The sequence below is a fragment of the Streptomyces sp. A18 genome, assembly GCF_059026065.1.
The window spans coordinates 1-3,168 of the sequence record NZ_JBWLKL010000104.1 but is presented as its reverse complement, the minus strand read 5'-3'; the positions used below and the strand labels follow the sequence as shown (position 1 = coordinate 3,168).

Below are 3,168 nucleotides of genomic sequence, written 5' to 3'. Positions count from 1 at the left end.
GGCGGCCCGCATACGCAAGGGGTCACGCGGTGGACGGCCGCCCGGCTTCGATGAGGACCGCTACAAGAAGCGCAACACGGTCGAGCGGGCGATCAACCGCCTGAAGGTGCGACACGAAGTCGCACACGTTAAGTGGGAAAGCCACGAAGGAAGGAGACATGTGCTGACCCCGGATTAGTGTCCGCAATCCGTTCCCGCGCTCACATGCGTCGCCGGTAACAGCGGGGTGTGAAGCTGAGCGTTCAAGCCCAAGGGTTCCCTGGCCATCGGGGAACGACAGGTGAGGGAAAGGCTGGACGGGTGAACCGCGTGAACCCCCATTGATGTCTCGTAAGGTTGAAGCCGCCCGATGGTTCGCAATCAGTGGCTACAGAACCCGGCGTTGAAATACGCCAGGCGACTCCCAAGGACTTTAGATCGGGAGGAGGACACCGCCGGTTCCGGGATAGAGGGGGCACCCACCCCAGCCGCAACTTACGTGTGTGGAACGTGGAAACCCCGTTGGAGTCCGGGCTCAGCCCGGTAAGCCAACCGCAAGGAAGGCCCAACTCTCCAGCGGGAACAGGATGGCCCAAGAAGCGAATGCCGGTCGACCGAAAGGTCAGAGGAAAACCCTGGAGTCCTTCAACCCAGGCCATAACTCGCCGGATACAGGTCTGAATGACCTGGCCCGAAAGGGTGCCCACGTGGGCCGGGTGAGCTTTTGAAGCATCCCGAGTAATGACGCCAGAACCTGCCGGACAAGTTAGACGCGAAGGAGGAACATGCGACAGACAGTCCCTACTGCCAGCCGCACCTCCAAAGTGAACGGACCGCAGGGCGAACCACTGGACTGGCACGGCATCGACTGGGCCAGCACTGAGGGAAACGTACGGCGCCTGAGGCAACGGATCTTTAAAGCGACACAGGAAGGGGACCTCAAGAAGGTCCGCAATCTGCAAAAGCTCATGTTGCGGAGCCGCAGTAACACGCTTCTGAGCGTGAAACGGGTAACGCAGCAGAGCAAGGGCCGCAAGACGGCAGGCATCGACAGGGAACGAGCGCTCACCCCCCAGGCGCGAGCTCGTATGGCGGTCGACATTGACCTGCAAACCCAGCCCTGGAGAGCCAAGCCCGTCAAACGGGTCTACATCCCGAAGAGCAATGGAAAGCAACGCCCGCTCGGTATCCCGGTCATACGCGACCGAGTAATCCAGGCGCGCGTAAAGAACGCGCTGGAACCTGAGTGGGAAGCCCGGTTCGAATCACGATCCTACGGATTTCGACCAGGCCGCGGATGCCACGACGCCATCCAGGCGATCTTCAGCACCGCGAAGGGCAAGACGGCCAAACGTCAGTGGGTACTCGACGCCGACCTGGCCGCAGCGTTTGACCGCATCGACCACGACCGTCTGCTCGACGGCGTCGGCGGCTTCCCCGCCAGGGAACTCGTCCGCCAGTGGCTGAAGGCGGGCGTGGTCGACAACGGACGCTTCACTCGCACCGACGAGGGAACACCTCAAGGCGGAGTGATCAGCCCCTTGTTGCTCAACATTGCACTTCACGGAATGGAGGAAGCCGCAGGCGTTCGGTTCGCAACCCGCAAAGGAACAGTGATGTGGGCCGCGAAAGGGACGCCGATCCTGGTGCGTTACGCCGACGACTTTGCAGTGTTCTGCACGAGCAAGGAGGAAGCTGAGACGGTCAAGTCGCGGCTTGGCGACTGGCTTGAACCCCGAGGTCTTCGCTTCAACGAAGAGAAGACGCGAATCCTTCACCTTTCCGAAGGGTTCGACTTCCTCGGCTTCAACGTCCGACGCCATGGCGACAGCCTGATCATTACGCCCAGCAAGGATGCGGTGAAGAGGATCCGGAATCGACTGCGTTCCGAGATGCAAGCTCTCCTCGGACAGAGCATCACAGTCGTACTCCGCAGACTCTCCCCGATCGTCAGGGGCTGGTCTGCGTACTACCGGACGGTGGTATCCAGCAAGACGTTCTCAGCGCTGGACAGTTACGTGTGGACGCTCACCTACAAGTGGGCCAAGCGCACCCACCCGAAGAAGTCGAAGCACTGGATCGTCAATAAGTATTTCGGCAGACTCAACCGGTCCAAGAACAATAACTGGGTCTTCGGTGACCGCACCACAGGTGCACATCTTCCCAAGTTCGCCTGGACCAACATCAGAAGGCATCAGCTAGTCAAGGGAAAGTCGTCACCTGACGATCCCACGCTCCACGACTACTGGAATCAGCGTCGCAGGACGCGCACACCTCCGCCAATGGACAAGATCAGCCTTACTCTGGCAGCCCGTCAGAAAGGACTCTGTCCTCTCTGCGGTCAGGCGCTCATCGTTGGAGCAGAATACGAGCCGGAAAGCCCACGCGAGTGGATCGACTGGTTCGACGCGATGAAGAAGCGGTTACACAAACACCACTTCGCCTACCGGCGAGACGGCGGATCTGATGAAGTCAAGAATCTTCGACTCGTTCACTCCGAATGTCATCAGCAGCTTCATGCACGAGATGGCAGCAACAAATAGCAGATCTTGTGAAGCGTTTGGGCTTGCTTGAGCCGTGGTGCCTGGAAACAGGCATGCCCGGTTCTGAGGGGGCCGGGTCATGGCGACATGACCCGGCTACCCGACCAGTTCCGGGCGGTCGCCACGCGTTATGAAAAGCGTGGCTACATCTTCCTCGGCACCGCCACCGCGGCAGCGGTCGCCCTCTGGCTCCGCACCTGAGCTCCTACGCGACCCAGCAGTAGACACCCTGGTCCTGGCGCCGGGCACTGCTGACGAGGCCGGCCAGGTCAGCCACGATCGCCTCGGCGATCTCCCCCTCCTCCGCACGCAACTGAGCCCACGTGGCAACGACATCACGCAGCCTGGACTGGCCGGCGTTTGCGAGTGCAGTGGACAGGCGAGGTGAGAGCGCGAAGACGACGCACCCGTCCTGGCCGGCGACGATGCGAGGCTCACCAGCATCGACGAGTTCCTCGAAGCTGCCACCGGCCAGAAGGCATTCCCACTCGATCACCGCCCCTACGGGATCGAAGTTGCCGAAGGAGAGCGACTCGAATGCCCGTCCCGGCCCGGTCTTGAGGGCCAGAGCCGCTGACGTGTCGTCCGGCGCCACGAAGAACTTCACGATGATGCTCACCGGGACATCATGCCCGACCCACAACCA

The 3,168-nt window shown here is 61.2% G+C and carries 2 protein-coding genes and 2 pseudogenes; 3 read left to right on the top strand and 1 reads right to left on the bottom strand.

Translation table 11 applies throughout. The features are described 5' to 3' along the window. The 3 genes and pseudogenes from AC5P1C_RS43505 to AC5P1C_RS43495 form a co-directional block, all read left to right on the top strand. A pseudogene (locus tag AC5P1C_RS43505) lies at positions 1-106 on the top strand (IS5/IS1182 family transposase); the annotation flags it as partial. A gap of 658 nt (positions 107-764) precedes the next feature. After that, positions 765-2,522 (top strand): group II intron reverse transcriptase/maturase, encoded by a 1,758-nt coding sequence (gene ltrA / locus AC5P1C_RS43500; RefSeq protein ID WP_493871548.1) that lies wholly within the window; start codon positions 765-767, stop codon positions 2,520-2,522. An 87-nt stretch (positions 2,523-2,609) separates the two neighbouring features. Beyond that, a pseudogene (locus tag AC5P1C_RS43495) lies at positions 2,610-2,723 on the top strand (IS5-like element ISDge16 family transposase); the annotation flags it as partial. A 4-nt stretch (positions 2,724-2,727) separates the two neighbouring features. On the opposite strand, the gene AC5P1C_RS43490 reads toward AC5P1C_RS43495, so the two are convergent. Next, positions 2,728-3,168: hypothetical protein (locus AC5P1C_RS43490; protein ID WP_493871547.1), on the bottom strand; the 441-nt coding region annotated here is incomplete at its 5' end.